General features: G+C 74.2%; 1 protein-coding gene. It reads right to left on the minus strand.

What is annotated here, in order from left to right:
* On the minus strand, positions 1–822 hold an 822-nt coding region (locus AA75_RS51235; RefSeq protein WP_199520521.1), incomplete at both ends, for an AMP-binding protein.

Here is an 822-nt window from a genome sequence, read left to right on the forward strand (position 1 = left end):
TGGGCGGGCAGGCCCCGGCCGCCGGCCGGGTCGGTGCGCCCCAGGTGGGCCGGGATGCCCTCGCAGGCGCCGGGAACGGTGACCACGCAGACCGGTTCCGCGTCGGAGAGCATCTGGGTGATCCGCGCGGCGGGGTACTCGGTGTCCACCGGCAGGTAGGCCGCGCCGGTCTTGAGGACGGCGAGCAGCGCCACCACCAGCTCCACGGACCTGGGCAGCGCCAGCGCCACGATCCGCTCCGGTCCGGCGCCCAGCGCCACCAGGTGGCGGGCGAGGCGGTTGGCCCGGGCGTTCAGCTCGGCGTAGGTCAGCTCAGCACCTTCGTGCACCAGTGCCACATCGTCCGGCGTATCCGCCACCTGACGCTCCACCAGCGCGGGTACGCACTCACCTGTGGTCGCTCCGTTCGTGGTGTTCCAGTCCGTCAGCACCCGGCGGCGGTCGGCCGGGTCGAGCAGGTCGGTGCCGCTCAGGCGGCGGTCGGGGTGGGCGGTGACCGTCTCCAGCAGGCGGACCAGGCGCGCGCCCAGTGCCTCGGCGGTGGTCCGCTCGAACAGGTCGGTGCTGTACTCCAGGGCGGCGCTGATGCCGTCGGGGGCGCCGTCGGCGTTGCGGTGCTCGACCATGCTCAGGTGCAGGTCGAACTTGGCGATCCCGACGCCGACCGGGGCCGGCTCGGCCCGCAGGCCGGGCAGGTCCAGCCCGGCCTCGCCGTCGCTGAGGAAGGCCAGCATCACCTGGAACAGCGGGTGGCGCGCCAGCGAGCGCTCGGGGCGCAGCCGCTCGACCAGCTTCTCGAACGGCAGGTCCTGGTGGGCGTAG

The sequence above is a fragment of the Kitasatospora sp. MBT63 genome, from assembly GCF_000710465.2.
Classification (GTDB): domain Bacteria; phylum Actinomycetota; class Actinomycetes; order Streptomycetales; family Streptomycetaceae; genus Kitasatospora.